The sequence below is a fragment of the Arthrobacter sp. 05T442 genome (assembly GCF_056395945.1).
This window is the reverse complement of sequence record NZ_JBFTKM010000058.1, coordinates 1-583: the sequence shown is the minus strand read 5'-3', so window position 1 is coordinate 583 and position 583 is coordinate 1. Positions and strand designations below refer to the sequence as shown.

Below are 583 nucleotides of genomic sequence, written 5' to 3'. Positions count from 1 at the left end.
TCCCCGTCGCCCGGGCCGTCGCCGTGCACGCCGCCCTCACCCGCCACGCCGACACCCTCCGCACCGCCGGGGACCCCCGCACCCGCGCCCAGATCATGGCCGACGCCCTGGTCGAACGCACCACCGGCACCCCCGGAGGCATCACCGGAATCGAGATTCAGCTCGTCATCACCGACCGCACCCTCTTCCAGTCCGACACCGAACCCGCCCGCCTCCCCGGCTACGGCACAGTCCCCGCCGCCTGGGCCCGCGCCCTCATCAACCCGCCGCCCGCACCCGGCACTACCGGCGAAGACCAGGCCTTCAATGCCTGGCTCCGCCGGCTCTACACCGCACCCTCCACCGGGGAGCTGATCGCGATGGACTCCCGCGCCCGCCGCTTCCCCGACGGGCTCCGCCGCTTCATCACCGCCCGCGACGACACCTGCCGCACGCCCTACTGCGACGCCCCCATCCGCCACCTGGACCACATCATCCCCTGGCACAACAACGGCCCCACCACCCACACCAACGGCCAAGGACTCTGCGAAGCCTGCAACCACACCAAGGAAACCCCCGGCTGGAGCAACAGAACGGCAACCAA

General features: G+C 71.7%; 1 protein-coding gene. It reads left to right on the top strand.

The annotated features are described in order from the left end of the window. Positions 1-583: HNH endonuclease (locus AC1DES_RS19165; RefSeq protein ID WP_476897281.1), on the top strand; the 583-nt coding region annotated here is incomplete at both ends.